The following is a 25,380-nucleotide window of genomic DNA, read 5'->3' as shown; positions in this document are numbered from 1 at the left end:
CCGTCCGTGGACTAGCGTGGAGTCATGCCGAACATCGCACTGGACCTCGGAAATCAAGTCGCATCATTCGGCGTGAAGAGCGCCTACGGCGAGCCACAGGACGTTGACGGGGTCAGCATCACGCCGGTCGCCCTGACATGGGCGGGCTTCGGCGGCGGGTCCGACCAGGATGGCAACGGCGGAGGCGGAGGCGGAGGCGTCTCCATTCCGGTCGGGGTATACGTCCGCCGTGAAGAAGGACTGCGGTTCGAGCCGAACCTGGTCGCATTGCTGGCGGTGGCGATCCCGTTCGTCTGGGTTGCCGGCCGTGCGCTTTCGCGCGTGATCCGTGCCCTCAAGAAATGACGATCCGGTCGCGCTAGCTCTCCAGCGCGCGGCCGTCAGCATCATCGACGCGATCATCGACGTCGCAGCATCCAACCCCGTCGTCCTGATCGACGGGCGGGCCGGGGCGGGAAAGACGACGCTGTCTCGAATGGTGGCCGCGAACTGGCCGCTCGCAGGTCGGCCGCAGCTCATCGCGCTGGACTCGCTCTACCCGGGCTGGGACGGCCTCGATGCGGGCGTCGAACGTGCACTCCACGACATCCTGCGTCCTCATGCGCGCGGTCTGCTCAGCACTTGGCGCCGTTGGGATTGGGAGTTGGAGACCGACGCCGAGGCGCATGCGGTGACGCCCGCGCTCGGCGTGATCCTCGAAGGCTGCGGTGCGGTGAACCCCGCGACGGCACGTCTCGCCGACGTCAGCGTCTGGGTGGAGTCCCCGGATGCTGCGCGCAAACGCCGCGCCCTCGACCGCGACGGCGACGGATTCCGTCCGCACTGGGATCGTTGGGCTGCACAAGAAGATCGGCATCTGGAACGAGACGATCCCCGCGCGCTTGCGACGTTGCGAGTGACGATCCCTTAGACGGCCGTCGCCCGGGTCATTCGACGACCCCGCCGCTGTGAACGAGCCGAACCTCTACGCCGCCATCACCGCGGATCGCGGGATTGGTCCTGGCGATGGCCAGGGCGTCGTCCCAGTTATCGGCCTCCAGGATGTACACGCCGGCCACCACCTGCGCGGCATCGATGAACGGGCCGTCTGTCACACCCTGCGCGCGAATCGAACGAGCGAGGCCACGAGGCGTGAATGCCCACGCGGCTGTCATAGCGCCGGATGATGCAAGCTCGTCGCCGTGCCCATTCGGCTCTGCCAGATCCTCCTCGGTCGCATCAAGGGTATGCGCGGAGTCGTCGGCGTAGATCAGCACTGCGTACTGCGGCATTTCTCCCCGTTCGTGGTGACGCGTTCGCGTGATTCTCAGGTGGGCAGTTCGTCGTGGGCGTCAGCAAGGGCGATGAGACCGTCGAGGCGGAATCCCAGCCAGTCGTAGACGCCGAACCGGGGATCCTCCACGTCGTGGTCGTCATCGTCCGCAGTGATGTCGAGGCGGGTCGCGATCACGAGGCGCAGCGCCGTGAGCGTGCGCAGCCACGCATCGATATCGGATGCGGGGATCACGACGTCACGCGGGGCGAGCGCATCCTCCTCGGCGAGATCTTCGGCGGCAGTGGCGAGGAACGGTGTCAGGCCGCTCCGCACGACCGCGGCATCGGAGGTCCGCCGGTCGAGAAGATCATCGTGAGTGGCCGCCGCGAATTCCGTGGAAGCGTCGGCATCGTCCGGATACGCATCCGGAGTGAGCCGGGCGAGCCCAGGATCGGGTTCCTCGTCGATCGAGGCGAGCACGTCGGTGAACTCCTCGACGAGTCCGGCGAGATGGATGCCCTCCACGACAGCGAGACGGAGGCGGATGAAGTCTTCGGTCACTGCGGTGCCTTCCGAACCGTCGCCCACAATCCGTAGTCATGCATCGCCTGGGCGTGCACTTCCATCGTCTCCCTGGGGCCGGTGGCAACGACGGCGTGCCCGTCGTTGTGCACGGCGAGCATCAGCGTCGTCGCATGTTCCGCCGAGTACCCGAAGTAGGTGCGGAAGACGCGTGAGACGTAACTCATCAGATTCACCGGGTCATTCCAGACGACGACCTGCCATGGCTCGAGAGGAGCGGCTCGAAGATCCGTGACCTCATCGAGGGCTGGGGTCGAGATCGGAGTGCTCATGCCCATCCCATCTCGTGCAACTGCCTGTCGTCGATTCCGTAGAAGTGTGCGATCTCGTGCACGAGGGTCGTGTGCACTTCTTCGCGAAGCTCGTCCTCATCATCGCATTCAGCGAGATGCGGTTCGCGGAACAGGATGATGCGATCGGGCAATTCGCCCATGCCGTACTGGCCGCGCTCGGTCAGCGCGAGTCCGTCGTACATCCCGAGCAGATCGAGGGTCCCGTCCTCTGGGCGGTCTTCGACGACGAAGACGACATTCTCCAGCCCGTTCACCATGTCATCGGGCAGCCGATCGAGCTCGTCGACGACGAGCTGCTCGAAGGCCGCGGTATCCATCTCCATCATCAACCAGCCTATTGCCCGGCCGGCATCAATGGACGAACAGCAGCAGCACGGCGACGGCGAGGAACAGCACGCCGAACACCGTGTTCAGAGCCCGCTGACCGCGCGCCGTGCGAGTGAGCCGCTGGAACGGTCGTGCGGCGGTCGCGAAGAATCCCCACATCACAACGACATCGACGACGATGACAGTGGCGATAAGGATCAGATACTGCGGCATCGCCGGCTCATCGAGCCGAATGAACTGCGGGATGAACGCGAGGAAGAAGACGATCGCCTTCGGATTGAGCAGATTCACCCAGAACCCGCGCCGCATCATGGACCAGTGGCTCTCCGGTGATCTAGGACCGTCCGCTGCCGGGTCGCTCGAGTCTCGGACGCGAGCGAAGATCAACCGCAGTCCGAGGTACGCGAGGTACCCGGCGCCTGCGTAGCGGATGATGTCGAACAGCAGGGGAGAGCTGGAGACGATGAGGCCGACGCCTGCTGCGACGATCACGACGTGCACGATCAGGGCGAGCTGCTGGCCGATCACCCCCCACACTGATCGCCGCCAGCCCTCGGCCAGCGCGTTGGACATCGTGTTGATCGCGCCGGCTCCCGGAGTGAAGCTGATGACGACGGATGCCGTGAGCAGCGAGAGCCAGACCGTCACAGACACCAGGCAATCCTAGGCGCGGAATCACGCGTGCATGCGCGCGCCTTTGAGGATGCGGTCGACGACGTTCTTCGGACCACGCACGGCAATTCCCACCAGGTCGAGGTCGGCTGCGGCCACAGCGGCCACCGCAGCTCTGTTCGCTTCGTCGTGGGTGGTGGTGAAGAGTTCGCTGGTGTACACCGCGAGGGCGACGTCTTCCCTGGCTGCGGCCTTCTCCCGTGCCCTGGCGAGCAGCGCAGCATCCGCGGTCATCACGAGGACGGGCTGACGGAGCATCGGCAGGTATGCGGTGCCGTCGTGGTCGCGGTACGCCTCGCCGACGAGTCCGGCGCCACTGGTGGCGATGCCGCTCACGAGAAATGCGGTGACGTTGAGCTCCTGCCATGCTGCGAGATCATCCCGCAGCACGACGGCCACCTTGGTGTCGAATCGGAACGGCGATGAGTCTGCGGTGAGAGCGGGAGCGATCGAAGTCATTCTTCGATTCTGCGCCGGTGCCGGATACGGGTCTTGTACGTTTCTTGCATGGCAGATTCGATCCGTGCATGGCATCCTTCGGTGCCGGGGCTGCGGGAAGTGCTGCACGCGTCGTTCGACGATCATGCTTATCCGATGCATGCGCACGACGACTGGGCGGTGCTGCTGATAGACAGCGGCGCCGTCGCCTACGAACTCGACCGTGGCCGGCATCATGCGCTTCCGGATGCCGTGACGATTCTGCCACCTGGGGTTCCGCACGATGGGCGATCAGCGACGAAGGGTGCGGGTTTCCGCAAACGCGTGCTGTACTTCGAATCCGCCTGGCTTCCGGAATCGGCGCCTTCCGCCGCGGCTGTGCGGCCGACCCTCGACGGCGCCGATGTGCTCGAGGCTGTGCGCGCCATCCACGACGCGTTGACGGAGCCCGCGGAACTCTTGGAAGCCGAGCATGCGGCTCTCGTGCTGCAGGACCGGGTGCTCGAGCGTTTGCACGCGCCTGCGGACGCACCCGCTGACGCACCGCTCGCGCGGCGGCTGCGTGATCTCCTCGAGGGGCGGGTGCAGGAGGCATTCACGATCGCCGACGCCGCTGCACAGCTCGGTGCTCATCCGAGCCACATGACACGTGCGTTCACTCATGCGTACGGGATGCCACCCCATCGCTACCTGATCAGTCGACGCGTCGATCACGCACGCAGGCTGCTGGTGGACGGATGGCGGGTTGCGGATGCCGCCGCATCCGCGGGGTTTCACGACCAGGCGCACCTCACGAGGCACTTCCGGAGGATCTTGGGGACCACTCCCGCGCGGTTCAAGGCAGGGTCATAGCGAAAGGCCCGAGTCGATGACTCGGGCCTTTCGCTTCGGGTTTCGCGCCCTTAGGCGCTTCTACCTGGTTGGGGTGGCTAACGGGGCTTGAACCCGCGACCCCCGCGACCACAACGCGGTGCTCTACCAACTGAGCTATAGCCACCATGTGCCGGCCGAAGCAGGCAACCAGACGATTCTATTACACGTCTGAGGTGAACGACGACACGGTGCGCTCCGAGATCGCGCGTGCCTCGTCGCTCGACGGTCCGGGCTCTGAAACGAAGACCGCCTCGCGGTAATACCGCATCTCGCGGATCGACTCGAGGATGTCTGCCAGGGCGCGATGTCCGCCATCCTTGGCAGGAGCCTGGAAGAACACGCGCGGGTACCAGCGTCGCGACAGCTCTTTGACGCTGGAGACGTCGACGTTGCGATAGTGCAGCCACTGATCGATCTGCGGCATGTACTTCGCCAGGAACATGCGATCCGTGCCGATCGTGTTGCCGGCCAGCGGTGCCTTGCGCTCGAGGGGTACGAATCGCTTGATGTACTCGAGCGTCTGCGCCTCGGCTTCAGCCAGGGAGACGCCGTCGGGGATCTCGTTGATCAGCCCCGACGTCTCGTGCATCTTCGTGACGAAATCGTTCATGTTGGCGAGTGCCGAGTCATTCGGCTTGATGACGACCTGGAAGCCAGGATCGAGAGGACGCAGCTCGAAGTCGGTGATGACGACCGCGATCTCGACGAGTTCGTCCACCGAAAGATCGAGTCCCGTCATCTCGCAGTCGATCCAGACGAGTCGATCATTTTCGGACGCAGATACCATGCGCTCAGTCTACTGAGGGCATGGACATCACTTTTCTGGTCCCCCAGGCACGATTCGAACGTGCGACCGGCGACTTAGAAGATCGATGCTCTTCCGCTGAGCTACTGGGGGTCGACATCTAGATTAGCGACACTTTGGCCCGCAGCGTGCGCGCTTGACGCTGTCGGCGGCTTCTGCCGGGCGCGCCACTCGCGCGCATATATGCGCTGCGTCGTTGCCGGCAAGGCTCGCAAGGGCATCCCCTGCGTCCCTTCGCGCCACCTCCATGCGGAGTGAGCGCTCGACGGGCTGGCGCCTCTGGGACGACCGGTATCGGGATGCCCATCTTCATCAGGTGCTTTCGATGGCCGGCTCGCTCAGCAGCGCGCCGACGGTGACAGTTCGCACATACGACCTCGCATTTGGAGATCTCGCTCTCGATCAGCGGCCAGGAGGCGTCGAAGCGTTGACAGCGCGCGATATCTCGAACCTCTTGTCTTCGCCAGGCAGATGGCCGAAATCGAGCACCACGGGATCCGATTCGCCGCAGTCCGCACACGCGTGTGCGCCAAGATAGTCCATCATTCGCACGAAGTTGAGATAACGGTGACGCGCCTGCATCGCTTTCAACCGCTCACCTTTGCTGGGCACACCTCACCCGTAGCGCAGAGCCTGCACCGCGTCATCCGGTCGCCAGAATTCGCCGACGATGCGGAAGGCGCCGGTCGCGAGATGAAGACGCTCGGCGCGATAGCGCAGTCCGAGCGGATCGGCGACGATGCGTAGGTGGCCGAGGATGCGGCCGGTGGCGTCTTGAACACGCCACAGCTGCTCCGATGCTCTGATGAGCTGCTCGCGTTTCGAGATGAGCTGCGGCGTCGCGTATCGCACCTCTGGCAGGTGCAGGATTTCTGTGTCGGACATCTGATTCTCCTTCCGATTCGAACATATGACCGACCACCGACATTGCGATGACGCGAGTGCCGGCCTCCTTTCCTCCACTGACCAGCCTTTCGTCCTTTTCTCCACCGAACGTGGGTTCTGCACCGCGGGCGGTGTGCGCCGCGGGGCACTCTTGGGCGATCCGGGCGCGTCCCGGGCATCGACAGAAGAGGAGATTGACATGAACGACAACGTGACGATCCTGGGGCGCGTCGGCGCTGATCCGAAACGCAGCGAGACGACGAGCGGGGTGACGGTCGTGAACTTCCGCGTGGCCAGCCCGCAACGCCGATTCGATGCGAAGTCTCAGACGTGGATCGAGACCGGGGCGAATACGCAAATTAGGTAGTGCGGATGCGCGGCTCAAAATTGGCCGGCTCTTTCCTCATGGTGGCGATTCAAAGGGAACGGCGGCGGACACGCTAGCCTCTGAAACGTGAAGATCGCGCAGCAGCATGTCACCCTCGTACACCGCTATCCCGTCTGGGCAGGAGATAACGCGGACATGACGAGAATTCTGACCGTACTGGAGCGCGAATCGGAGGCTCTGCTGCCAGTTCATATCGAAGCGAAGACCGCCCGTAGCCGTCGGGAGCTCGAACGAGTCGATTCGATGATCGACAGGCTTATGACTGATATTGACGGCAGAGGGGACTTTGCTCGGCCATCTGAAGGTGCCCGGCTAGAGCGATATCAAGCCGCGAGGGAGGATGCTGTTCGCCGAATCGATGAGGAGAAGTCTGAGGCGGCAGGTGCCGCGTTACTTTCCCTGGCAATTCAAGATCGAGGCGGGCGAAGGGTCTTCAATGGTGATGCGGAGTCCTGCGTCACATACCTGGTCGGCCGTGAGTACGACTCGATTTCGGTGGAGGCGCCTGCGTTCGATGTTCCGGAACATCAGGTGTCGCTGACGGCAGACAAGGAACGAGGGATGCACCTTCGAGTGTTCTCAACAGATGACAGGTGGGCCACCGCTACGATGACGTACCTGCAGAAGGAAGCAGGAGGCGGGTCTCCGTGGTGGGGTTTTATGAGATCCACGCCTTTTCTCCTCGCGTCTTACGTCATTGCGCTGGCGTTCATCTTGTACAACATTGGCGATTTCATCGCAAAGGTAACGACAGATACCGGCACATTCCCGCAGGCGGTGGGCACGTACGTCTGGATGCTTTGGTCCGTGCTCGTCCTAGCGGGTTCGCTTCTTGGCGTTCGGCTCACCCAGGCATGGATTCGTGCATTCGAGGTGGTTCCGGATGGCAGCCGCCCCCGAGGGCGCATGGTCGTCGCGTGGTTTGCAGGGGCAGCAGCGGCCATCGCCTTGAGCGTAGTGGCTAACGTGGTCACGGACGCATTGCGGGGCTAACCCGTACAAGCGCTCAACCATTGCCGCGCCACGCGCTGAAATGACACGGCCTACCCGAGGTCGAAGGCACCAGCACCCATAGGATGACCGCATGGAGAACCACGCATCTAACCCCGCGGGGCGCCTATGGCTGTACTTCAGCGAAATGTCGCTGAAGCAGCAGAATCAGCCGGTGTCGAACTACGCGGCGGCCTATTTCGGGTCGAAGGGCCGAGACGCCAAGTACATGCTGGCCATGGGGCGGTTGATGCAGCTTCCCGATGAAGTCGCGGCAATGGTCGCGCGTCTAGAGCAACCACCGATTCCTGTGTCTAAGTTGATTCGCCCGCTGGACGCCGTGAGAGGAGTTTTTGACGGTGATCCGCTCGCGACGAACCCCGTCAGCTGGATGCGCAGCGTAATCGACGGCGGCGTGCTCAGCGACCTTGAAACCACGAGTCACATTCTCAGCAGCTACGCCACCAACGTGAGCGACATTCGGGAGGACACGCTTAGCCAGATCAAAGCGCTTGCCGAGGAAGTTATCGAAATGGCGCTGAACGATGATGCGCTAGATCCAGAAGCACGCGCCGCGATCATCCGTCATGCCCATCGAATCATCGTGGCCGTCGACTTGTATAAAGTCTCAGGCCCAGAGGGTTTGGTCGACGAACTCGATCGCTTCTATAGCGAAGTTCGGCGAGTGCGCCCTACGCCGAGCTTGCCACTGAGGGCGAAGCTCGGAAAGTTGTTAGGCGTGATTGTCATTGCGACGGAGCTTTTCAGCGCTCCCGTGTCCGTGGCGAACGCCATCGACTACTACGGCGAAACCTTCGAGTTGAGTCAGTTGGTCGAGGCTCCCGGTGAGTCAGCCGACGTAGTTATCGCCGAGGTGGTCATAGACGACCAGGTTGACCAACTTTGACACAGCGTGACTAGCCATTGCCGCGCCTCGCGTTGAAGACGTTGTGAGCGCCCATCGAGCCTGCAAGCGTCGCGCCCGGGAGCACGACAGTGAGGCCGTCTGCGATAAGCCGCGCAAGCAGCTGCGCACTACTGGCTGAGAGATCCACGAGCGCCGGGCGTGCGTCGTTCTGCGGCTGTGCCATGGGCACGCTGGCGACGGTCTGCGCGGTGAGCGCGCCAGACGGCGAGATCGTGAGCGGCTCGGCGCTGAAGTCTGAGGCCATGCCTGCGAGGCCGTCGAGCGAGCGGGCGAATAGGCCGCTGTTGGCGTCGAGGCCGCCAGCGAGACCCTGCACGAGGTTCTTGCCGTAGCCGGCGAAGAGCCGTGATGGGGAGTGGATACCGAGGAAATCCAGGAATCCACCGATCGCGCCCTTCGCGATGTCGAGCAGCGCGGAGCCTACCGAGCCCGCGGCCTGCCAGAGGCCAGAGACGAGACCGCCGATCAGGTCAACGCCAGCCTGAAGGATCGTCGGCACCATGCCGATGATGGCGCCGATGATCTTCGGCAGCAGCGCGATGAGTGCGGGGATCAACTCGGGCAGGATCTTCGGGATCGCGGTTACGAGCGAAGTGAAGAGTTTGACCGCCGAGCTAAGGATCGTGGGGATCATGCCGAGGATCGTGGAGATCAGCGTCGGCACGAGATTGATGAGCGCTTCGATGAGCATCGGCAGTATCACCGGGATCGCCTCAACGAGCGAAGTGAAGAGCGCGATAGCACCGTCGAGGATCGCGGGGATGAGGCCGATGATCGTTTCGATCAGGATCGGCAAGATACGCACGATGGCGGAGACGACGCCGGGAAGGATCACAGGGATCGCTTCTACGAGCGATGTGAAGAGCACGATGGCCGCGTCGAGGATCTGCGGGATCATGCTCAAGATCGAGTTGATGAGGCCGGGGAGGATCGCGACGAGCGAGGTGATCACCTGCGGGAGTACCTGCGCGATCGCACCGATCAGGCCAGAGAGCATGGTGACTGCGGCGGCGAGGATTGCGGGCGCGTTGGCGGCGAAGAAAGTGACCAGCTGCAGCAGCATCGCCGAGAGGCCTGTGACAACCTGCGGGATGATCAAGATGAGCGCGTCGAGGATGCCGGGGAATGCCAGCATGGCGGCGTTGAGGATGCCTTCGCGGGCGCCGGTAATCGCGCCGAAGATCGTGGCGAGGCCGCCGTCTGCGAGCCAGGCTACGGCGCTCTGGATGCCGCTTGCCATGCCGTCGACCAGGCCGCCGAGGATGTCGGAGAAGTTGAGAGACTCAGTGCCGTTGATGATGCCGAAGACGAAATCAGCGAAGCTGTTCGATGCGTCGGTCAGCCAGCCGGTGAGTGCTTGGAATGCGGCGGATTCTTGGATCCGGTTAATCAGGGCGCCCATGGCGGCGGTGACGGCGGTCACTGCGGGCAAGAGCGAAGTGCCGAGGGTGGCGTACAGGTTCTCGGTGCCTGCGGAGAGGCGTTGCTGTGCGCCTGCGAGCGTGGTGGACTCGCGCGAGAATGCACCCTGGGCGTCGGCGGTTTGCTCATAGAGCAGCGCGAGCGTGGCGGTGAGCTTCGCGTTCTTCTCGGCTTCGCCGGTAAGGCCGTTAAGACCCATCTCGGCGAGCTTCGCTTTCACCGCGGCTTCGTTGATCGAGACGCCGTAGCGCTCGATCGGATCGCGCTCGCCTCGGAGAAGGCCAGAGAGCGCCGAGACGGCATCGGAGGTTGAGCCGCCGAACTGCGCGGCGAGATCCGAGCCGAGGCCGATCAGGTCGTTGGTCTGCCCGCCGAGCGCGTCGGCGCTCACTCCCATGTTGCGAAGCTGCGAGCCGAGCACGGTGGCAAGGCCCGCGTACTCGCTCTTGGCCAGGCCGACACTTGAAGCCGCGCCAGTCGCCCACGTTTCCATCTGGGCGGTGTTCTCTTTGAAGACACTCGACATCGCGCCCATGGATTGCTCGAGGTTGGATGCGCTCGAGACGGCCTTGATGCCGATGCCGGTAGCGGCTGCGCCCACGGCGGCGAGTGCGCCGAGGGCAACCTTCGCGCCAGCGCTGGCGGCCTTGCCGAGGCCGCCGAGCATGCCGGAAGCTTCGTTCAGTCCGCTCGCGAGTTTCTTCGTGTCGGCGAGAACACTGATGACGATGCTTTGACCGGCCATGCGGTGGGCCTTTCAGGGGTGAGAGCCTGCCACGGCGCAGAGAGAGGGGCGCCGTGGCAGGCGGCTTAGGTGGAGCGCTTCGCCTGGCGGCGCTGCGCTGTGAGGATGGCCTCGCGCTCGGCGAGAGTCATCGACATGTAGTCGGCGGGCGTCCAGTGGAAGGCCACGACGAAAGAGGCCATATCTTCGAGGCGCTCTGCCGTCACGTCGTCCATCGGGGGTTACGCGGCGTCGGCGATGACTTCGAGGTCGATAACCTCGGCCTCTTCGTCTTCGCCGTCTGAGATGTTGAGATCGCCGAGTGCCGACGTAATCTCGCCAATCTCCTTGAGCGTGAGATCCTGCGCCTGATTCCAGGTGTAGGTGCGGTCGTCGCGCAAGCGGAAGACGAACGCGATCGCGGCGAGCGCGAGAGCCTTCGGGCGATCGTCGTCACTGAGGGCGGTGAGACCCTGCTTGGAGAGCTCTTCGATCTTGGCGATCTCGCGCATCGTGAGCGTCTGGAAGTCGTACTTGTTAGCGGTGGCCTTGGCCATGATGTGTCTCTCTTTCAGAGGGGTGTTGGGGTGCTACAGGTCGTTGGCTTTGAGGATCTGGGAGACGCCCTGATCGAGCGATCGGAAGATGTCGCTGCGCTTGCGCTGTAGGGCGTCGGACAGGAAAGGCTGAGGGCGGATGCCGTGGCCTGGCCAGCCGTAGTGAATGACGCCCGCGTAAGGCGCTCTCGCGCCGCCAGCGCGTACTACGGCCTTGGTCTTGCCTCGGCCAGCGCGGAGCGTGCCAGCGAGCGTGCCGGAGTCGCGGGGCGGCATCGTCGCGTTGACGACGAGCATCCCGATCGCAAACATGACGTCTTTCATGTCCTGCGCATCTACGCCTGCGCGGTCGAGTGCGCGCACGGCCTCGCGGAGACCTTCTACGCGGATGCGATCGCTCATTCGATCACCTCCGTCGGCTCATCGGGCACTTCCCACGCGAACTCAAAGACGAAGAATCGGGCGCTGGCCGAGCCGCCGAGTGCGGGCTTCGGACCGATGACCACTTCGCCGGTGTAGTGCGGGGCGTACGCGGTCGCCATGGCGTTACCGAGAGGCCGGATCGTAAACGCCACGGTCTCGCCCGAGTGCTCGCGTGCGTAGCGGTAGAGGCTGCCGGCGTCGAGCGACTGATAGGCCGACCCCTCGAGCGTCCACTCCGATTCAGGAAATGGGCTGAGGTAGGTCATGTCGTCGCCAGGGGTCGGCGCGAGCCGGTAATCGAGCAGCTCGATTGCACGCTCAAGGCGGTCGAGGGTTATCGACGGGCGAGAGCGTGAACCGAGCCGCTGGAAGGTCATGGCGTGCCGGTCACCTTCGTCGGCTCGCCGTCGCACTCCCACTCGAATTCGAACTCATAGCCGGAAGAGTTGACCTCTCCACCGAGTGAAGGCTTGCGGCCGACGTAGACGAAGCCGACGAAATGCGGCTGAGTTAGGCTCGGCTCTTCGTTGCCGTGCACGGCGTAGGTGTACGCGACGCGCTGGCCAGCGTTCTCCCAGACGTAAGACCAGAAAGAGGTCTCGTCGGTCGACTGCACTGCGGTGCCGGAGAGTAGCCACTTGGCTACGCCATCGGCGATGTCTCCGAAGGTGGGATCGTCGGGGTCTTCAGACTGAAGAGTGAGACCCTTGATGTCTTGCCAGACCTCAACGCCAGGTGCGCCGAGAGTCAGACTGAGGCGCTTGCCCTTGATGCGTGTTGACATGCGGTATTTTCCAATCGTGGTTAGGGGGTGATGGTGTTCGAGATGCTGATGATCGCGACGGCGAACTTGCTGCCGCCTGCGGGCTCCCACTGGTCGGCGCTCACTTCGTAAACGAGCCAGTCGGAGCCATCGAGGATCGCGAGCACTTCAGAGATGCGCTCATCCATCGCGTCGGCTAGCGCCGTGTTACTGATGGCGGTGCCGATGACGAGCCAGATATCAAAGCGAGCTACGCGGTCGCCGGTGTAGTCGTCGCGCGTGGCGAGGTAGGGCGTACCGGGCGTAACCATGGCCAAGGGAGGCTTAGGGTCGCTCGGTACGTGCGCAGCGGTGCGGATGCCGCCAGCGGTGAGCAGCGCGGCGACGGCCTTGCGCTCGGCCGCGAGGCTCATGCGATGCCTCGGCCGACGTAAGGGGCGAGTAGCGGATACGCGGCAACCATTGGGTCGCGCGCAACTCGGAGCGCCTGCCCGCCGTCGGTACTCATGAACTGCGAAATACCGTTCTTCGTATCGCGGCGGTGGAAGAGTTCGGCGCCCACTTCGAGGGTTGCCCGCTCGGTAATGATCGTGGGCACTGTGGCCGCGCCGATGTGCTGGGAGATCAGCGCGGCGGCCTGCTCCCAGCACGCGCCCGCGAACGTCTCTTCGGAGGACGTCGGATCGAGACCCTCGGTAGAGATGTAGGCGAGCAGATCGGCGGCGGTCATGGCTTACGCGGCCGCCAGCTTGACGGGGACGACGCCCGAGGGGATCTCGGCGGCGACTGCGCCGTAACGGTAGACAGCGAAGCTCTTGGAGAGATTCACGAGCGACTCATCACTAAGCGAGACCAGCGGCGAGTCATAAGCGCGGATCGCGCGCTCATTGACAAACACTGCCGAATCGCCAGTCTGCCCAGAGTCGAGCCGTACCGGGATACCGGCGAAGTCGCCAGCGAGGCCAGGCAGGTCGAGCGTGCCAGAGTTGTTCTTCTCACCTACGCGGAAGACGCGCTCACCGGCAACGGTGAGACTGCGGAGCTTCTTGAAGACTGTGCCGGAAACGATGAGCGCTTCGGGGGAGAGGTTCTCAAGCTCGAACTTGAGAGCGGCATCGATGAGGGCGTCTTCCCAATTGCCAGCGGTACCAGCGGCCAGGGTTGCGCCGAGGCCGACGACGCCTGCATCTGCGGCGATCGCGCGGCGAGCCGTCACGAGCGTGTTGAATGCTGCGCGGAGTACTGCCTTCTTGCGAGCGCCTGCGGCGGTAGCGAGAGCCTCAAGCGAGGTTGTGAGCATGTTCACATCGGTTGCGCGCTCGATCTCCTGGCGGGTGAGCTGCGTACCGCCTGCGTAGGTCTTGATCGGCGCAGTGCGGCGCGTGATCGAGACTTTGCCAAAGGTGATGTCATCGCCTTCGGCGGCCTGCTCAGTCACGTCGATCGTGTTCGAGCCAACCTCGGCGAATTCGATGTTGTTGCCCTTGGCGGGTGCGGTGCCGGTGCTGAAGACATCGGCGAGCACTCCCGAGGATGCGTCGAAGATGCGGACCAGGTTGACGATGCCTTCGGGCTTCGCGATCGCGTCGGCGGTCGTGCCGCCGGTGTAGGCGCGCTCTGCGTAGAGGGCTTCGTACGCGCGGATGGTGGACTCATCGCCGGAAACGATGGCCTTAAGGATCTCGCCAGCGCTGCGCGTGTCGGCGCTCGGGGCGTCGTCGGTACGAACTGCGAGGGTGGAGATCTTGCGGTCGATCTCATCGACTGCCGCGCGGAGTTCGGTAACCTCGGCGGCGGTGTTGTCTTCAGGCATAACTGCCCTTTCTCTGGATGGGGTTGGGTTGTCCGCCGAGCGAACGTCGGTTACTGCGGCATCGACGCCGTAGGCGCCGAAGGGAACAAGGGAGGTCTCGCGTACCTCGATGCGCGTACGGGTAATGTCGCCGGTCTCGTCGTCCTCGCGATGCTCGATCGGAACGAAGCCGATCGAAAGCTCATCGACCACGCCATCGCGAAGCAGCGTGTACGCCTCGTCGCCGGTCGGCGTCTGTGAGATCCGCGCCTCAACGCGCCAGCCATCGTCGGAGTCTTCCCACTTAGTGACTAGGCCGATGGGATCTCGGTGGCGGGAGTAGAGCAGCACCTTGCCGGATGCGGGGATCGTGACGGCGCCGCGCTCGATGCGCTCGGTGTAGAGACCCGCAATGTCGGCAGGCGTATCCCACGGCACAGCGATGCCGCTGAAGGTGCGTGTCTCGGGGCCAGCCTCGCGGACTTGGAAGCTGCGGTATTCGAGGTCGCTCATGCGGCCGCCTTCTCGGTCGGGCGTGCGGGCGGCACGCGAGTATCAATGTCCGAGACCTCAGGGAGGTTCTCGATCGCGCGTACTTCGCTCGGAAGCAGCCAGCCAGCGCGTAGAGCGGACTCATGCGCGGCGTAGCGGCCAGTGGTGTCGAGGCGGAGCAGCGCTTCGGGGTTGAAACGGGCGCGCTGGCCTCGGGGGAGAAGATCGGAGAAGGCCTCTTCGATCTCAGCGATATCGTCGGCCAGGCCGAACTTGACGAAGCCGAGCCACTCTTGGCTGATGTTCGCGTAGGTCAGCGCCGAGCCATCGATACCAGAGAGCATTAGCGAGGCAGGCACGCCGAAGAGTCGAGCGATTGCGATGACACTGAAGCGCTGCGACTCGAGGAACTGCGCGTCAGCGGGGGTCAGGTAGGTTGCGGCGTAGGTGAGTCCGCTGCCGAGCACTGCCACGCCACGTTTGCCGCCGTGGGATTCCTGCCACGCGGCTTTGGTCGCCTTCGCCTCTTCGTCGGTGAGAGGCATCGAAGCGGAGAGCACGCCTGTGGGAACGTCGCTCGCGGTACTCACCTTCGAGGCGTAGTCGCGAAGGTCGATAGCGCCGCGAAGCTCGGCGCGAGCGGCTTGGATTGGACCGAGGCCATAGGGCGTGCCAGGCACGCGGAGCTTAGAGAGATGCTTGATCTCGGAAGTCTTGAGATCAGCGCCGCGATGGCTGAAGCCGACGACGCGGCCAGCAGCGTTAGTGCGAATCGTCACGTCGTGAGGATTGAGCACTTCGAGGCTCGACACTTCGAGGCGGTCATTGCGGGTGATGCGCCAGTAGGCGTTACCGGCGAGTGAGAGGCTCACGGCGGTTTGTTCGATGAAGGCCCGGTATGACGTATCGACATCGGGGCGAGTGAGTAGCGAAGGAGTCGTAATGGTCTTGCCTGCGCGCTCAACGTCGATGGAGAGTTGGCAGAGGCCAGCGACGCGGATGGAGACCGCGCGATAGACCGCGCCGAGCGTGAGCGCTTCGTTGGGCGAGACTTCGGCGGCGGATTCGGAGCGTGACGGGATCGTGATCGGATCGCTAACCGGCGCGTCGTCGCGCTTGAAAAGTCGAGCCATCGCTCGGGCCAGGGGTGTCTGTGGTGCTCGCATCGCGGCGGAGTCTAGGTATGACTTGTGCACCGGGGTCGAGGTTCACTAGAAGACTTTGCGATGATCGAGGCGTGGATGATCTCGATACGCCGAACTGCCCTCGGTGCCTGAGGCGGATGGAGCCGCGCGCGGCTTGGTGGTTCTGCGAGGCGTGCGGGGTCTTCGTGGGCCTCGATGGCGTCCAGCTAGAAGACCTGCACGCCAGCGGGGGCGGGAGCGACATCGAGAGCGAGCACGCCTAGCGCGGTGGCCTTGACGGCATCGACCTCGGTTGACGAGTCGGCGCGCGAGATTACGAAAGAGTCGCCAGCATTCTTACGCGTGGCGCGCTGCATCTGCATCGCGCGTAGGTCATCCCTGCCGTGCGCAAGCTGGCCAGTGATGACGAGCCGGTAAAGCATGGCGCTTGCGCTGATCGCGTCCGAGTAAGTGCCGATCATGACAGGCAAGCCGCGCTTAGTGAGATCCTTGCCGAGCGCGCGTAGAAACGTGCCATCGATCGCGAACGTCGCCGGTCGATATTTCTGGAGCTGCAGCGCGATACGGAAGAGCCGGTCAAGTGAAGGCGCACGCAGTGAGGCGACAAGTTCAGAGTGGATGGTGCCATCGTCGGCGCTGGCGGTGGCCACGATGGAAACGAAATCGAGGCCGGGGGCGGCGTCGAAGCTGAAGACGATTCGCGCATCGCGGGGGAATGTCGCGCCAGGCTTGCGCGCTGCGCCGAGCCATAGCGCGGGTTCGATGTACGGCGAGCGCGTCGAGGTCAAGAATCGGTTGAGGTGATAGCGCACGGCATCCTGGGGCGGCTTCGTGCGCACGAGCGTGATGAGCGCTTCGAGGTCTGTGCGCCCGCTGGCCACGGCGGGGTTGGCCATCGCGAGCCATCGGCCCAGTGTCTCGTCATCGTCGGGCACGCGACCCTCTGGCGACTCCCAGCACGCGAAGAATACGCGCGCCGCGCCGTTGTCTTCGATGGCCTGATCGCCGAGCTTATAGAGGTCGATGAGCAATTCTGAGTCAGAATCGCCAGCGGTCGAGATACCGACCACGATGCAATCAGGGCGGCCACCTGTACCGGAGAGAAGGTCTCCCCAAAGCGCGCGGCGGAGAAGGTGCAACTCATCGACTAGACCGAGATCGATGGGCAGACCTTGGAGCGCGGCGCTCTTGGCGGCCTTGATGTCGTATCGGCCGCCTTCGGCAGTCTGCAGGCCGCGCGTCTCGGTCGTGCGCCTGAAGCGCTTAGAGAGTGCGGGGTTGCCGTTGACTGCCCGCATGGCGCGGCGATAGACCAGACCTGCCTGATCGGCATTCGAGGCGATGCCGATAACTAGAGTCGTCGGCTTCGAGATGAGTCGCCAGAGGCCAAGCGCTGCGGCGATCTCGGTTTTCCCGTTCTGCCGGCCAAGCGAGATGACTGCTTGCTGCCAGCGCAGTTGGCCTGCGCGCGGATGGCCAGAGGGGAAGACTTCAAGCACCGCGCGAATGAGTTGGATCTGCCACTCTTCGAGCGCGTAGCCGAACGCGGCATCCCACACGATCGCGAAGGTCGCGGCGTGCCGGTCGAAGGCGCTTTCGAAGTCGGGGGAGAGCGGCGGTGTGTAGCGCGGCGGCGGCCACGCCTTGATATCGGCGTAGGGCGGTGAGGGCGTCATGAGTCCATGCCGCTAATGTCTGAAATATGAAGCGCACATACCCGGTGGCCAGTGTTGGTGTCCTGTCGATGCTGTTGCTGACAGCGTGCGGGCCTTCGGCTGAAAAGGTAGAGGCGCTCGAGCAGGACAATGAGCGGGCGTGCGCTCAGGCCATGAGTGCATTCAATGACTCGCAAGACCTGATCAACTCGGACGGCACCGCCGACGATCATGAGCCGCTCGCATCGCAGATGGCGGATGCGGGGGCGTTGGCCAACGGTGACACACAGGAAGTTATCGCCGATACGGCGGATCGGTACGACACATGGATTGCGAGAGGGGCCGAGTCTCAGGGCTCGACATTCTTGCCCTTCGACTTGGCGATGTGGAACCTTGAAGCGAACTGCACCGATGATGAGAGCGAATAGCGGAATCGTCACGTCGCGCCAGCGTCTCTGAGCGCCTTTTCGAGTGGATCCTCGGCGGCGTTGGCCGTCGGCGCGAGCTTGGCGAGGCTACGGAACGTCAGACCGAACTGCGCGACCAGTGCGGGGGTGAGGTCGCCAGCGTCGAGGGTCTCGGCCAGTACGTGGAGCGTGACGAGCGCAGGGGCGTGAGGATCTCCCAGCCACGGCGCGGACGATTCGAAGCGCTCTACGGCGCTTGCAAAGCGGTCTGCGGTGCTATCGGTCATGATGTGTGACCTCTCCGGATATTTCAGGGTTGTTTGTGAAGAAAGAAGAGGAGGCGGGGCCTCCTAGGGGTCGCTCTCTAAAAAAGAGAGAGGGCTCATGAGCCGCGCGCCAGCCAATCGGTGTTGATCCAGTCGATCCGAGGGGGTGCGCTCTTGTCGCCCTTAAGGCCGTTGCATCTCATGCACATCGCGACTGCGTTTGAGTGCTCATCGCGTCCGTCTTTGGCCTTGGGCACGATGTGATCCACGGTCGGTTGATGCTCGCGCTGCGCGTGACCTTCGATCAGCTCATTGCCGCATGCTTGGCATGTCCATCCATCGCGGTTGAGGATCTCGACACGGAACCGTCGCCACGCTGCGCCTTTGGATGAATGCGTGCTCACGCGGCTCTCTTCTCGGCTCGCAGAGCTGCCTGGTAGTGCCGACCACATAGGCCTCTGGCATGGTGGGGTGCGCTGCAATCAGGGAGGGTGCATTCCGACGGGAATTCGCCACGTCGCCAGCCTGTGCCGCGAGGCTCAAGGCCGAGGCGAAGCGAGGCGGAGAGCACCCCTTCTCGGCTGCGGCCGATCTGATCGGCGATCTCGGCGGCGGGTACGCCTTCTGCCCAACGCTGGCGGATCGCGTCGAGTTGCTCAGCCGTGTACTTCGTCTTTCTTGGCGGGAGTTGAAGCCTCATGCGGATGCTGACCACACTGCTTACTGCCAGACCTAACCGTTCGGCGATCTCGGCGGCGGGTACGCCTTCGCCCCATAGCCGCGCCAACTCTCGATGGCGCTCGGCGGAACCTGTGCTCGATGCGCGGCGAGGTGGCAAGCCATCTGCCCTGGCAACCGTGCTTACGTGGGAGTGCTTCAGTCCGAGCCTGTCGGCGATCGCCTGCACTGTCTCGCCTTCGTGCCATAGCCTCGTAAGTTCCGCGCGCACGGGGTTGGAGATCTGCACTCGGTCGCGCCGCTGTAGTCCGAGCCGAGCGACGTGATAGAACGCGCCCATACGACTAATACCGAGCGCGTTGCCGATCTCAACGGCGGGCGCGCCTTCGTGCCACATGCGCACGATGAGCGCGTCACGTTCGGAGTTTGTTGCCTTCGCCATAGCGGCGGAGTCTAGGTGTCAGAGGTGCTAGGGGGTCGAGGTCGCACTTCTCACGCCTCTTAGACTTCACTCTCTTGGACGCCGACGCCTCCCTAAAGGTCGGCGACGGTTGTCCAAGTCGACTTGGACAAGACAGAATCCCCCGGAAAATCAAGGATTCCGGGGGATTCGTCTTGGACATCGGGTTACTCAATCGTGTCCAAGTGCCTGCCAGCGCCTGGCCGAGGTCGATCCAGTGACGACTACCCGGCCAGCTTCGGCAAGGTCGCCGAGCTTGCGTTTGATTCTCTTTGCTGTGGCGGGATCGTTCTCGCCGCGGGCGATCAGGAACTCTGAGATAGCGTGCTCGCCGGGGTTGGCCAGTACCTGTTCGATCGCCTGCGCGTCGGGGTCCGCTGCGCCCTGGCGTTCGACTACGGCAGAGAGGCCAGCGTCGAGCAGATGGAAACCGGGGAGAACCTCGGCCACGCCGTTCTTTTGCTTGCCGTCGTGCTCGAGCTTGGTGGAGAGCTTGAAGGTGTCGCCCTCGGATGCCCTGGCAACGATCACGGCATCTGCGTTTGAGCGGATGGCCGAGGCGCCGCGCACCTTGCCGCGCTCGCCCTTATTGGTGTGGTGGACGATGAGCACCGAGCACCCTGGCCGCGCCTGGCGGATCGCGCGGGCCTGGCGCATGATGGCGGCTAACTGCGCGTTGTCGTTCTCGTTCTCGACCTCGGCGAGCTGCGAGAGCGTGTCGAGGATGACGAGATCGTAAGCGCGCTCGGTGACGGCCTGCCGCATGTACTCGACCGATGCGGGATCGGAGAGGGTGAAGCCTTCGCGGACGTACTGCAAGCGCTCATCGGGCACGCGGAGCGAGTTGTACTCTTCCCACGCGGTGAGGCGATCATCGAAGAACTCGACACCTTCGCCGGCGACGTAGAGCACTCTGCCGCGCTTCACCTTGCGGCCGAACCAATTCTCGCCAGTGGCGAGGCGGCATGCCCAGTCGATGGCCAGGAATGACTTACCGAGACCACCTTCGCCAGCGAGCACGACTATGCCCGATTCCTGCACGAGTCCTTCGATGAGCCAGTCAGGGCGGGGGAGCGCCTTGAGGTCGGCGCGTGTGAGGATCTTGAAGGGCGCGGGTGCGGCGGTCGTGATCGACTCCGCCGAGATCGCGGCATCGAAACCGAAGGCGCGGAGTGTCTCGGCGCTCACTTCGATATTGGGGATCGCGGCGAATGCGGCCGGGTAGCCAATCTCGGCCAAGGCGTGATCGAACGCGCGCGCGGCATCCCTGCGGTGCGCGTCGTCTGCCCACTGGCCAGCCGCGTACCGCTCGACAAAGCGCTCGCGAGCCTGCGCCCCGCCATGACTCCAGCGAGCGGCCTGCACGAGCGGCAGGGCTAGCGGGACGAGATTCTCATTGCTCCACTCGGGCGCGCCGTGCGCGGGGAGAGCAGCAAGAGCGTCGGCCAGCTTGGCGTCAGGCTCGCCTACGTGCTCGGTGATCCACTCGGCCACGCGAGCCGGGGTCGGCGCGGCGTTCTCGCGAGCGGGGCGCAGTGTCCACTGTGGAGCGGGGGCGAAGAGGTCGCGCGAGGCTGGCACGTCGCCAGTCCATACGATGTAGCCGCCTGCGCCCTTGAGGTCGACGCCAGCGAGCGACGAGCCGCCTGCGGCACCTTCGGGCGCGGCATAGACCAGATGCGAGCCCTTGCCCGAGAGCGAGGCGTGCTGCCAGGTCTCGGGAAGATCGACCGCCGCCGCATCGAGACTGGCGAATCCATCCGCGCCGCCTTCGTGTCGGTCGATGTCCACGACGAGCAGACCGCTCGCGCCGCATGCGACGCCGACGAGCGAGCCGGGGTGGTCTGTCCAGAGATCCACGATGCGCTGAGGGTCGGTTGTCGCGTCATAGACACCGAGGCGACCGGCGGGGCGCTTAGAGCCGTCGTCGCGTATGGGGAGTACGGCAAGGCCGAGGCGGCTAGCGAGCGCGAGAGGCTTACTTACGGGGTCGGGGGTGATGCCCTCGGCAACAGTCACGCTGCGCTCACCTCGCGAATGCCACGCCGGGTGTGTTCGCCGTTGCGCTCTGCGAGTTCTTCCGAGGCGCTGGCGATGATCTCTAGTTGACCGTCCGCCCGGATCTCGCGGGCTTTCTCGGCGATGCTCGCGTCGGTTTCGCGGTCGATCTCGTGATCGATGGCCGAGGTAACCGCGATGTACTCGATCCTGTCGATCGATGAGAGCGGAAAAGTCGAAGTCGTGGTGAAGCGCTTATTGACGGGGTTCGAGTAGGAGAGCGTCACGCCGAGAGCGTTGGTTTGCTCGATCCTGCCCGTCGTTGCCGTCCAGCCTGCGCCCTTGGCGGGGTAGAGCTTTACGTTCGGCCCGTATGGGGCATAGGGGTCATTGGTCATGCGTACCGTCCTTCGAGGTGTGGCGACTCTCTAGCCGCGCCTTGGCGTTTACTGCCCTGATGCGGCGGAGTCTAGGAGTCGGACGCCGGAAGGGGTCGAGCTAGGTAGAAACCCGCCCACCTGGCCCAGAGAGGAAAGCCAGATGAGCGGGTTATGGAGCGGAGCGTCTAGGAGTTTAGGTGCTGATATCGCGTCGGGGTCGAGGTTCGGCTTCACCCACCAGGGCGTTCGCGGGTGTTACGGGGCGATGGTTCAACCATCCATGAGTGCGAGGACGTTTGCTTTGGTCGTCCGGGCGGCGAACTCGCTCGGGTTCGCAGTGGGGGATGGCTGGGTAGCCGTGAGATCGAGCACCGCCTGAATATCTTCGTCTGTCATGAGCCTCTTGCGCTCGGATATCTTGCGGTGCGGCCAACGTCCCGCGTAGACACCATCTCGGAGCGTGCGGTACGGCACGCGGAGGATCTCAGCAGCTTCCTCCAGCGTGTGAACTGCCTCGGTCATGGTTCATGTCTCCGATCAGACTGCAGATGAACTCATGCTCGGAATCACTCGTTCCGCAGTCCAGCGCGACAGTACTAACTGGGCGTTGAGCATCTCGGGATGCGCCGCGCCGATGCCATGCGCATCGGCCTCAACGAGTGCCCTTTTGAGATATATATGTGTCCACCTGTCGTCGGGGTGCCGCGTTAGGTCCGCCGTCATGCTCTCGATGTTGGAGAGGTAGCTCATTGCCTGCCGCGCGGCGCACGACTCGATGAGATCTACCTTCGCGGCTCGCTGGGTGCGGTTGAGTGCAGTGCGACCGCCATGCGCGCGGCACCCGCCGCTCCAGCCATCGAGTGCGCGCCATAGGTCGAAGCTGTGACCCATCATCGCGAGGCGCCGATCTCATCGAGCTTGCGCTCCACCTGCTCGAGCGTCAGACGCCCGACACTTGCGCCTTGGTCGGCCATGCTGCGCGCCGGTCGTGAGAGTCTGAACGGGCCGCTGACTGCATCGGCGTTCTTGACTGTCCGATCTTCGCCGAGCATGAAGCCGAGCGTCTTCGCGCGCTCGGTTGCGTTGAGCACACGCGATGCGAGTGCGTTGAATGCGTCGGTCTTCTCCTTCTCGCGCTTCATGTTTTCTAGCATGAGTACGTTCTGGTTGGGGAGCGGGGGAGTTACTGCTCGCCTCTCGTCGGGGGCCATCTGATTCAACGTTCTCTCTTCTCTCTTAGAATGCGTCGTCGGGGTTGAGGTTGGATAGGTCAAAGGGTCTCGGCTCGGCAGCGCTCACGTGAAGGCGCACGCCGTCATAGATGAAGCGTCCAGGGTCGCTATCGTCGGCAGCGACCGTGCGGATATCGCGGAAGAGGCCGCGCAAGAGGCGGCGACGCGCGGGGATCTCAAGACTCTGCCAGTACTCACCCCATGCGCCGCCGAAGGCCTTCTCGGGACTGATCTCGATTAGCGAGGCACCCTCACCCCATCCGGTGACAAACTGCCGCGCAACGGCAACCGCGCCCGCCGAGTCACTATGAGCCAGTAGTGCATCCAGACGACTCTGCGCGTCGGCGATCGCGCCTTTCAGCGTGACTGATTCGCGCCCGAGATAATCGAGATCCCCGATGCCGCCGATGAATGCGGCGGTCACACGCTCGAGCTTCGCTTTGTCGTCGGCGATCTTTACTTGGAGCGTGGCAACCTCGGGTGTGACGCTCTCGATCTCTTTGGGCTGTTGAAAGGTAAGGGCCCAGAGTGCGGCCGCGCCGAGTTGGGCTTCGGCGATCGTAAGCGCGATCACGGGGTGAGGGCCGGGGCGATAGCTCGCGTCGGCGCATCGGATGGAGCGATAGCCGCGCGAGTAGCCAGCGCTCATGCTGCCGCCACAGGTGCCGCACTTGACCAGCTGTTGCGCGGTCGACGTGAGAGGTTCGGGTCCGCGCTTGGGCTTGCGTGCCGGGTTCGCGAAAATCGCCAGCAGCGCGGCGTGGTCGTGATCCGTGAGGATCGGTTCAGCAACGCGGCCATAGTCGACGCCTTTGACGACCATGCGCCCAATCTGGCGAGGGTTGCTCAAGATGTGGCGCACGGCCTGCGGCCGCCACTGGTGCGATGCTGTGCCGCCGTTGCGGCTCGGGCGTCCAGCGCGCGGGGGAGCGATGCCAGCGGCCGTCCACGCCTTCGCGACTGAGCTGACCGAGGCGCCAGCCAGGATCGCGGCGGCGGCGGACCGGATAGCCTCGGCTTCGGCGGGGCGGTGCTCGCGGCGGCTGGGTTCCCAGCCGAACGGCCGAGGGCCACCGAGGTCTTTGCCCTTCGCTAGCGCGGCGGTCTTGGCCATGCGCACGCGCTCGCCTGTCCGCTCGGCCTCGGCCGCATCCCAAGCCGCGACCGTGCGAGCCGTGGCGCGCCCGTCTGCGGTGTTGAGGTCGTAGCGCGGTGAGACTCGATAGATGAACTCGATCTTGTGCGTCTGGGCGAGCGTGATGAGCGTTTCCCACTCGGCAGGCCGACGCGTAAGACGACTCATCGAATAGGCGAGGATCACTTCGAACTCGCCACGCGCGGCGGCAGCGATGAGCGCGGCGAAGTCGGGGCGTGCCTTCTTCGACAGCGACGACGCACCGGTGTCGTTGTCCTGATACGTTGCGACAACCTCGAGGCCGTGGTCTTGTGCCAGTGCGCGCGCCGACGCAACCTGATTGCTTACGCCTACTTCGGCGCCTTCAGTATCTTGCGAGATGCGAGCGTAGATCGCGGCTCTGCGTGGATTCCTAGTCACATGGATGAATGTACGCTACGCCGGCACCAATTGGTACAACGTCTCCGCCTTCCGCCAGCTCGCCGATCACGCCAAGTCGTCGCTGCACCAGGGAGATGCCGTGATCGTGACCGGCAAACTGAAGCTGCGCGAGTGGGAGAACGCGGAGCGCAAGGGCATGAGCGCCGATATCGAGGCGGAGGCGATCGGGCATGACCTGCGTTGGGGTGCAAGCGCTTTCGTGAAGGCGAGTCGTCCGTCGTCCGGGCAGGATTCGGCACCCGTCGGCGTCGACCATGCAACGGGGGAGGTGCTCGATGCGGAGTCGGACCCTGCGATGGATGACAGCGCCGAGGACGAGGGCGTCGGGTCCCTTGAACCGGCGATGGCGCTCGGAGGCACCCCGTGGTCGACCGGGGACTGAAGCGCCGACGCGGCGGCTGCTGTGCCTGAGCATCCGCGGGCGCAGCGCCCCGGCGGGGAGCGAGAGCGGGCGCGCCCATAGAATCGGAGCGTGCCTCGTCGTAGACTCCCCGCCGTCCGCTTGCGTCTCCCGGCGGCCTCGGCGATTGTTCTCGTGGGCTTAGCCCTGGCGGCGTGTGCGCCGGATCCAGCAGTATCGCCGTCGGCGAATCCGGAGCCGCCGTCGACCGCGTCTCCAGCGCAGGAGGTCCCGCGCTATCAGCCAGACGGCTCAGCCGATGAGAACCTGCCGATCTTCTCAGCGGTCACCGGACAGGTATGGGCATCGGACCAGCGCGGCTCCGGTCGTGCCTATGTCGACGCTCTGGTCGCGGCCGGATTCGATCGAACCGCGATGCAGGTGACGCAGGACTTGACCACCGTGGGCAACCCGGTCGAGAGCCTGCAGTTCTCGGTACGGTGGGGTGAGGAAGACTGCCTCATCGGGCAGGTCGGTCCGTCCACGGGCGAGCCGGTCACAGCGGTCGTCGATCAACTCGCCGAAGGCCGCTGCCTCGTCGGCAACACGCGCCCGATCGACTGGTGATCCATAG

37 protein-coding genes and 2 tRNA genes are annotated in these 25,380 nt (G+C 64.2%); 9 read left to right on the top strand and 30 right to left on the bottom strand.

Translation table 11 applies throughout. The features are described from left to right. The first annotated feature begins 24 nt into the window (after nucleotides 1–24). Together QFZ46_RS19355 and QFZ46_RS19350 are read left to right on the top strand one after the other, a co-directional pair. On the top strand, nucleotides 25–345 hold the full coding sequence (locus QFZ46_RS19355) for a hypothetical protein (RefSeq protein WP_307364183.1): 321 nt from the start codon (nucleotides 25–27) through the stop codon (nucleotides 343–345). Then, nucleotides 329–910: a hypothetical protein gene (locus QFZ46_RS19350; RefSeq protein WP_307364181.1), complete on the top strand. Its 582-nt coding sequence runs from the start codon at nucleotides 329–331 to the stop codon at nucleotides 908–910. Before QFZ46_RS19355 ends, QFZ46_RS19350 begins: the two co-directional genes overlap by 17 nt. Nucleotides 911–926: 16 nt before the next feature. On the opposite strand, the gene QFZ46_RS19345 is transcribed toward QFZ46_RS19350, so the two are convergent. Genes QFZ46_RS19345 through QFZ46_RS19320 form a run of 6 tightly spaced genes read right to left on the bottom strand, consistent with a single transcriptional unit; the run spans nucleotide 927 to nucleotide 3,588 of the window. Further along, nucleotides 927–1,271 (bottom strand): YciI family protein, encoded by a 345-nt coding sequence (locus QFZ46_RS19345; protein WP_307364179.1) that lies wholly within the window; start codon nucleotides 1,269–1,271, stop codon nucleotides 927–929. Between the two features lie 35 nt (nucleotides 1,272–1,306). Continuing rightward, nucleotides 1,307–1,816, bottom strand: a complete 510-nt coding sequence (locus QFZ46_RS19340) for a DUF2017 family protein (protein WP_307364177.1) — start codon at nucleotides 1,814–1,816, stop codon at nucleotides 1,307–1,309. Further along, nucleotides 1,813–2,109 (bottom strand): ATP-dependent Clp protease adapter ClpS, encoded by a 297-nt coding sequence (gene clpS / locus QFZ46_RS19335; RefSeq protein WP_307364175.1) that lies wholly within the window; start codon nucleotides 2,107–2,109, stop codon nucleotides 1,813–1,815. Before clpS ends, QFZ46_RS19340 begins: the two co-directional genes overlap by 4 nt. After that, complete coding sequence (locus tag QFZ46_RS19330) at nucleotides 2,106–2,453, bottom strand: metallopeptidase family protein (protein WP_373457684.1); 348 nt, start codon at nucleotides 2,451–2,453, stop codon at nucleotides 2,106–2,108. Before QFZ46_RS19330 ends, clpS begins: the two co-directional genes overlap by 4 nt. Before the next feature lie 28 nt (nucleotides 2,454–2,481). Next, the gene (locus QFZ46_RS19325; RefSeq protein ID WP_307364171.1) at nucleotides 2,482–3,111 is read right to left on the bottom strand and encodes a LysE family translocator; all 630 of its coding nucleotides are present in this window, start codon (nucleotides 3,109–3,111) and stop codon (nucleotides 2,482–2,484) included. Nucleotides 3,112–3,132: 21 nt separating this feature from the next. Further along, complete coding sequence (locus QFZ46_RS19320; RefSeq protein WP_307364169.1) at nucleotides 3,133–3,588, bottom strand: DUF2000 family protein; 456 nt, start codon at nucleotides 3,586–3,588, stop codon at nucleotides 3,133–3,135. Nucleotides 3,589–3,636: 48 nt separating this feature from the next. Between QFZ46_RS19320 and QFZ46_RS19315 the strand changes: the two genes are divergently transcribed. Further along, complete coding sequence (locus QFZ46_RS19315; protein WP_307364167.1) at nucleotides 3,637–4,419, top strand: helix-turn-helix transcriptional regulator; 783 nt, start codon at nucleotides 3,637–3,639, stop codon at nucleotides 4,417–4,419. A gap of 69 nt (nucleotides 4,420–4,488) precedes the next feature. On the opposite strand, the gene QFZ46_RS19310 is transcribed toward QFZ46_RS19315, so the two are convergent. The 5 genes from QFZ46_RS19310 to QFZ46_RS19290 form a co-directional block, all read right to left on the bottom strand. Next, a tRNA-His gene (locus QFZ46_RS19310) sits at nucleotides 4,489–4,564 on the bottom strand. A gap of 36 nt (nucleotides 4,565–4,600) precedes the next feature. Further along, a complete protein-coding gene (gene orn, locus QFZ46_RS19305; RefSeq protein ID WP_307364165.1) occupies nucleotides 4,601–5,227 on the bottom strand; it encodes an oligoribonuclease in 627 nt (208 codons plus the stop codon). A 36-nt stretch (nucleotides 5,228–5,263) separates the two neighbouring features. Next, a tRNA-Arg gene (locus QFZ46_RS19300) sits at nucleotides 5,264–5,338 on the bottom strand. A 309-nt stretch (nucleotides 5,339–5,647) separates the two neighbouring features. Further along, nucleotides 5,648–5,836 carry a hypothetical protein gene (locus QFZ46_RS19295; RefSeq protein WP_307364162.1) on the bottom strand — a complete coding sequence of 63 codons (189 nt, stop codon included), beginning with the start codon at nucleotides 5,834–5,836 and terminating at the stop codon, nucleotides 5,648–5,650. Nucleotides 5,837–5,860: 24 nt separating this feature from the next. After that, a complete protein-coding gene (locus tag QFZ46_RS19290; RefSeq protein ID WP_307364160.1) occupies nucleotides 5,861–6,130 on the bottom strand; it encodes a hypothetical protein in 270 nt (89 codons plus the stop codon). A gap of 199 nt (nucleotides 6,131–6,329) precedes the next feature. On the opposite strand from QFZ46_RS19290, the gene QFZ46_RS19285 reads away from it, so the two are divergent. The 3 genes from QFZ46_RS19285 (at nucleotide 6,330) to QFZ46_RS19275 (ending at nucleotide 8,415) form a co-directional block, all read left to right on the top strand. Continuing rightward, on the top strand, nucleotides 6,330–6,497 hold the full coding sequence (locus QFZ46_RS19285; protein ID WP_307364158.1) for a single-stranded DNA-binding protein: 168 nt from the start codon (nucleotides 6,330–6,332) through the stop codon (nucleotides 6,495–6,497). A gap of 87 nt (nucleotides 6,498–6,584) precedes the next feature. Next, nucleotides 6,585–7,511 (top strand): hypothetical protein, encoded by a 927-nt coding sequence (locus QFZ46_RS19280; RefSeq protein WP_307364156.1) that lies wholly within the window; start codon nucleotides 6,585–6,587, stop codon nucleotides 7,509–7,511. A gap of 91 nt (nucleotides 7,512–7,602) precedes the next feature. Further along, nucleotides 7,603–8,415, top strand: a complete 813-nt coding sequence (locus QFZ46_RS19275; protein WP_307364155.1) for a hypothetical protein — start codon at nucleotides 7,603–7,605, stop codon at nucleotides 8,413–8,415. A gap of 10 nt (nucleotides 8,416–8,425) precedes the next feature. On the opposite strand, the gene QFZ46_RS19270 is transcribed toward QFZ46_RS19275, so the two are convergent. The 11 genes from QFZ46_RS19270 to QFZ46_RS19220 form a co-directional block, all read right to left on the bottom strand. Then, nucleotides 8,426–10,603, bottom strand: a complete 2,178-nt coding sequence (locus QFZ46_RS19270; RefSeq protein ID WP_307364153.1) for a phage tail protein — start codon at nucleotides 10,601–10,603, stop codon at nucleotides 8,426–8,428. A gap of 65 nt (nucleotides 10,604–10,668) precedes the next feature. After that, nucleotides 10,669–10,809, bottom strand: coding sequence for a hypothetical protein (locus QFZ46_RS19265; RefSeq protein WP_307364151.1), 141 nt, complete (start codon nucleotides 10,807–10,809; stop codon nucleotides 10,669–10,671). Nucleotides 10,810–10,824: 15 nt separating this feature from the next. Continuing rightward, on the bottom strand, nucleotides 10,825–11,139 hold the full coding sequence (locus QFZ46_RS19260; RefSeq protein ID WP_307364149.1) for a hypothetical protein: 315 nt from the start codon (nucleotides 11,137–11,139) through the stop codon (nucleotides 10,825–10,827). 33 nt (nucleotides 11,140–11,172) lie between these two features. Continuing rightward, nucleotides 11,173–11,541 (bottom strand): hypothetical protein, encoded by a 369-nt coding sequence (locus tag QFZ46_RS19255; RefSeq protein ID WP_307364147.1) that lies wholly within the window; start codon nucleotides 11,539–11,541, stop codon nucleotides 11,173–11,175. Continuing rightward, complete coding sequence (locus tag QFZ46_RS19250) at nucleotides 11,538–11,939, bottom strand: hypothetical protein (protein WP_307364145.1); 402 nt, start codon at nucleotides 11,937–11,939, stop codon at nucleotides 11,538–11,540. Before QFZ46_RS19250 ends, QFZ46_RS19255 begins: the two co-directional genes overlap by 4 nt. After that, on the bottom strand, nucleotides 11,936–12,346 hold the full coding sequence (locus QFZ46_RS19245; protein ID WP_307364143.1) for a hypothetical protein: 411 nt from the start codon (nucleotides 12,344–12,346) through the stop codon (nucleotides 11,936–11,938). The genes QFZ46_RS19250 and QFZ46_RS19245 overlap by 4 nt, the downstream gene beginning before the upstream one ends. A gap of 20 nt (nucleotides 12,347–12,366) precedes the next feature. Next, entirely contained in the window at nucleotides 12,367–12,738 is a 372-nt protein-coding gene (locus QFZ46_RS19240; protein WP_307364141.1) for a hypothetical protein, read from the bottom strand. Beyond that, nucleotides 12,735–13,055, bottom strand: coding sequence for a hypothetical protein (locus QFZ46_RS19235; protein WP_307364139.1), 321 nt, complete (start codon nucleotides 13,053–13,055; stop codon nucleotides 12,735–12,737). Before QFZ46_RS19235 ends, QFZ46_RS19240 begins: the two co-directional genes overlap by 4 nt. A gap of 3 nt (nucleotides 13,056–13,058) precedes the next feature. Continuing rightward, nucleotides 13,059–14,630 carry an HK97 family phage prohead protease gene (locus QFZ46_RS19230; protein WP_307364137.1) on the bottom strand — a complete coding sequence of 524 codons (1,572 nt, stop codon included), beginning with the start codon at nucleotides 14,628–14,630 and terminating at the stop codon, nucleotides 13,059–13,061. Then, nucleotides 14,627–15,775, bottom strand: a complete 1,149-nt coding sequence (locus QFZ46_RS19225; protein ID WP_307364135.1) for a phage portal protein — start codon at nucleotides 15,773–15,775, stop codon at nucleotides 14,627–14,629. The genes QFZ46_RS19230 and QFZ46_RS19225 overlap by 4 nt, the downstream gene beginning before the upstream one ends. 185 nt (nucleotides 15,776–15,960) lie before the next feature. Beyond that, nucleotides 15,961–17,430 (bottom strand): terminase large subunit domain-containing protein, encoded by a 1,470-nt coding sequence (locus tag QFZ46_RS19220; protein WP_307364132.1) that lies wholly within the window; start codon nucleotides 17,428–17,430, stop codon nucleotides 15,961–15,963. 26 nt (nucleotides 17,431–17,456) lie between these two features. Between QFZ46_RS19220 and QFZ46_RS19215 the strand changes: the two genes are divergently transcribed. Then, entirely contained in the window at nucleotides 17,457–17,837 is a 381-nt protein-coding gene (locus QFZ46_RS19215) for a hypothetical protein (protein WP_307364130.1), read from the top strand. Between the two features lie 8 nt (nucleotides 17,838–17,845). Here QFZ46_RS19215 and QFZ46_RS19210 read toward each other — a convergent pair whose 3' ends face one another. From QFZ46_RS19210 to QFZ46_RS19175, 8 genes are all read right to left on the bottom strand, one after another. Then, entirely contained in the window at nucleotides 17,846–18,103 is a 258-nt protein-coding gene (locus tag QFZ46_RS19210; RefSeq protein WP_307364128.1) for a hypothetical protein, read from the bottom strand. A 95-nt stretch (nucleotides 18,104–18,198) separates the two neighbouring features. After that, nucleotides 18,199–18,486, bottom strand: a complete 288-nt coding sequence (locus tag QFZ46_RS19205) for an HNH endonuclease (protein ID WP_307364126.1) — start codon at nucleotides 18,484–18,486, stop codon at nucleotides 18,199–18,201. Further along, complete coding sequence (locus QFZ46_RS19200; protein WP_307364124.1) at nucleotides 18,483–19,202, bottom strand: hypothetical protein; 720 nt, start codon at nucleotides 19,200–19,202, stop codon at nucleotides 18,483–18,485. Before QFZ46_RS19200 ends, QFZ46_RS19205 begins: the two co-directional genes overlap by 4 nt. A 189-nt stretch (nucleotides 19,203–19,391) precedes the next feature. Beyond that, complete coding sequence (locus tag QFZ46_RS19195) at nucleotides 19,392–21,239, bottom strand: AAA family ATPase (protein WP_307364122.1); 1,848 nt, start codon at nucleotides 21,237–21,239, stop codon at nucleotides 19,392–19,394. Next, nucleotides 21,236–21,616: a hypothetical protein gene (locus QFZ46_RS19190; protein ID WP_307364120.1), complete on the bottom strand. Its 381-nt coding sequence runs from the start codon at nucleotides 21,614–21,616 to the stop codon at nucleotides 21,236–21,238. Before QFZ46_RS19190 ends, QFZ46_RS19195 begins: the two co-directional genes overlap by 4 nt. Before the next feature lie 252 nt (nucleotides 21,617–21,868). Beyond that, entirely contained in the window at nucleotides 21,869–22,120 is a 252-nt protein-coding gene (locus tag QFZ46_RS19185; RefSeq protein WP_307364118.1) for a hypothetical protein, read from the bottom strand. Nucleotides 22,121–22,488: 368 nt separating this feature from the next. Beyond that, entirely contained in the window at nucleotides 22,489–22,740 is a 252-nt protein-coding gene (locus QFZ46_RS19180) for a hypothetical protein (protein ID WP_307364116.1), read from the bottom strand. Between the two features lie 94 nt (nucleotides 22,741–22,834). Further along, nucleotides 22,835–24,385, bottom strand: a complete 1,551-nt coding sequence (locus QFZ46_RS19175) for a recombinase family protein (RefSeq protein WP_307364114.1) — start codon at nucleotides 24,383–24,385, stop codon at nucleotides 22,835–22,837. 4 nt (nucleotides 24,386–24,389) lie between these two features. On the opposite strand from QFZ46_RS19175, the gene QFZ46_RS19170 reads away from it, so the two are divergent. Further along, nucleotides 24,390–24,788 carry a single-stranded DNA-binding protein gene (locus QFZ46_RS19170; protein ID WP_307364112.1) on the top strand — a complete coding sequence of 133 codons (399 nt, stop codon included), beginning with the start codon at nucleotides 24,390–24,392 and terminating at the stop codon, nucleotides 24,786–24,788. Between the two features lie 153 nt (nucleotides 24,789–24,941). Next, nucleotides 24,942–25,373 (top strand): DUF6993 domain-containing protein, encoded by a 432-nt coding sequence (locus QFZ46_RS19165; protein ID WP_307364110.1) that lies wholly within the window; start codon nucleotides 24,942–24,944, stop codon nucleotides 25,371–25,373. The last annotated feature ends 7 nt before the right edge of the window (nucleotides 25,374–25,380 follow it).

Source organism: Microbacterium murale (genome assembly GCF_030815955.1).
GTDB classification, from domain to species: Bacteria; Actinomycetota; Actinomycetes; order Actinomycetales; family Microbacteriaceae; genus Microbacterium; species Microbacterium murale_A.
The sequence above is the reverse complement of the archived record's forward strand: the minus strand, read 5'-3'. Positions and strand labels throughout refer to the sequence as shown.

Coding starts and splice junctions, on each gene's coding strand:
- QFZ46_RS19355 (WP_307364183.1), top strand. CDS start 25: ATGCCGAACATCGCACTGGACCTCGGAAATCAAGTCGCATCATTCGGC.
- QFZ46_RS19345 (WP_307364179.1), bottom strand. CDS start 1,271: ATGCCGCAGTACGCAGTGCTGATCTACGCCGACGACTCCGCGCATACC.
- QFZ46_RS19185 (WP_307364118.1), bottom strand. CDS start 22,120: ATGACCGAGGCAGTTCACACGCTGGAGGAAGCTGCTGAGATCCTCCGC.
- QFZ46_RS19290 (WP_307364160.1), bottom strand. CDS start 6,130: ATGTCCGACACAGAAATCCTGCACCTGCCAGAGGTGCGATACGCGACG.
- QFZ46_RS19225 (WP_307364135.1), bottom strand. CDS start 15,775: ATGCGAGCACCACAGACACCCCTGGCCCGAGCGATGGCTCGACTTTTC.
- QFZ46_RS19285 (WP_307364158.1), top strand. CDS start 6,330: ATGAACGACAACGTGACGATCCTGGGGCGCGTCGGCGCTGATCCGAAA.
- QFZ46_RS19315 (WP_307364167.1), top strand. CDS start 3,637: ATGGCAGATTCGATCCGTGCATGGCATCCTTCGGTGCCGGGGCTGCGG.
- QFZ46_RS19330 (WP_373457684.1), bottom strand. CDS start 2,453: ATGGAGATGGATACCGCGGCCTTCGAGCAGCTCGTCGTCGACGAGCTC.
- QFZ46_RS19275 (WP_307364155.1), top strand. CDS start 7,603: ATGGAGAACCACGCATCTAACCCCGCGGGGCGCCTATGGCTGTACTTC.
- QFZ46_RS19240 (WP_307364141.1), bottom strand. CDS start 12,738: ATGAGCCTCGCGGCCGAGCGCAAGGCCGTCGCCGCGCTGCTCACCGCT.
- QFZ46_RS19250 (WP_307364145.1), bottom strand. CDS start 11,939: ATGACCTTCCAGCGGCTCGGTTCACGCTCTCGCCCGTCGATAACCCTC.
- QFZ46_RS19220 (WP_307364132.1), bottom strand. CDS start 17,430: ATGACGCCCTCACCGCCCTACGCCGATATCAAGGCGTGGCCGCCGCCG.
- orn (WP_307364165.1), bottom strand. CDS start 5,227: ATGGTATCTGCGTCCGAAAATGATCGACTCGTCTGGATCGACTGCGAG.
- QFZ46_RS19270 (WP_307364153.1), bottom strand. CDS start 10,603: ATGGCCGGTCAAAGCATCGTCATCAGTGTTCTCGCCGACACGAAGAAA.
- QFZ46_RS19200 (WP_307364124.1), bottom strand. CDS start 19,202: ATGGCGAAGGCAACAAACTCCGAACGTGACGCGCTCATCGTGCGCATG.
- QFZ46_RS19320 (WP_307364169.1), bottom strand. CDS start 3,588: ATGACTTCGATCGCTCCCGCTCTCACCGCAGACTCATCGCCGTTCCGA.
- QFZ46_RS19255 (WP_307364147.1), bottom strand. CDS start 11,541: ATGAGCGATCGCATCCGCGTAGAAGGTCTCCGCGAGGCCGTGCGCGCA.
- clpS (WP_307364175.1), bottom strand. CDS start 2,109: ATGAGCACTCCGATCTCGACCCCAGCCCTCGATGAGGTCACGGATCTT.
- QFZ46_RS19245 (WP_307364143.1), bottom strand. CDS start 12,346: ATGTCAACACGCATCAAGGGCAAGCGCCTCAGTCTGACTCTCGGCGCA.
- QFZ46_RS19215 (WP_307364130.1), top strand. CDS start 17,457: ATGAAGCGCACATACCCGGTGGCCAGTGTTGGTGTCCTGTCGATGCTG.
- QFZ46_RS19170 (WP_307364112.1), top strand. CDS start 24,390: ATGAATGTACGCTACGCCGGCACCAATTGGTACAACGTCTCCGCCTTC.
- QFZ46_RS19180 (WP_307364116.1), bottom strand. CDS start 22,740: ATGAAGCGCGAGAAGGAGAAGACCGACGCATTCAACGCACTCGCATCG.
- QFZ46_RS19190 (WP_307364120.1), bottom strand. CDS start 21,616: ATGACCAATGACCCCTATGCCCCATACGGGCCGAACGTAAAGCTCTAC.
- QFZ46_RS19230 (WP_307364137.1), bottom strand. CDS start 14,630: ATGAGCGACCTCGAATACCGCAGCTTCCAAGTCCGCGAGGCTGGCCCC.
- QFZ46_RS19235 (WP_307364139.1), bottom strand. CDS start 13,055: ATGACCGCCGCCGATCTGCTCGCCTACATCTCTACCGAGGGTCTCGAT.
- QFZ46_RS19210 (WP_307364128.1), bottom strand. CDS start 18,103: ATGACCGATAGCACCGCAGACCGCTTTGCAAGCGCCGTAGAGCGCTTC.
- QFZ46_RS19260 (WP_307364149.1), bottom strand. CDS start 11,139: ATGGCCAAGGCCACCGCTAACAAGTACGACTTCCAGACGCTCACGATG.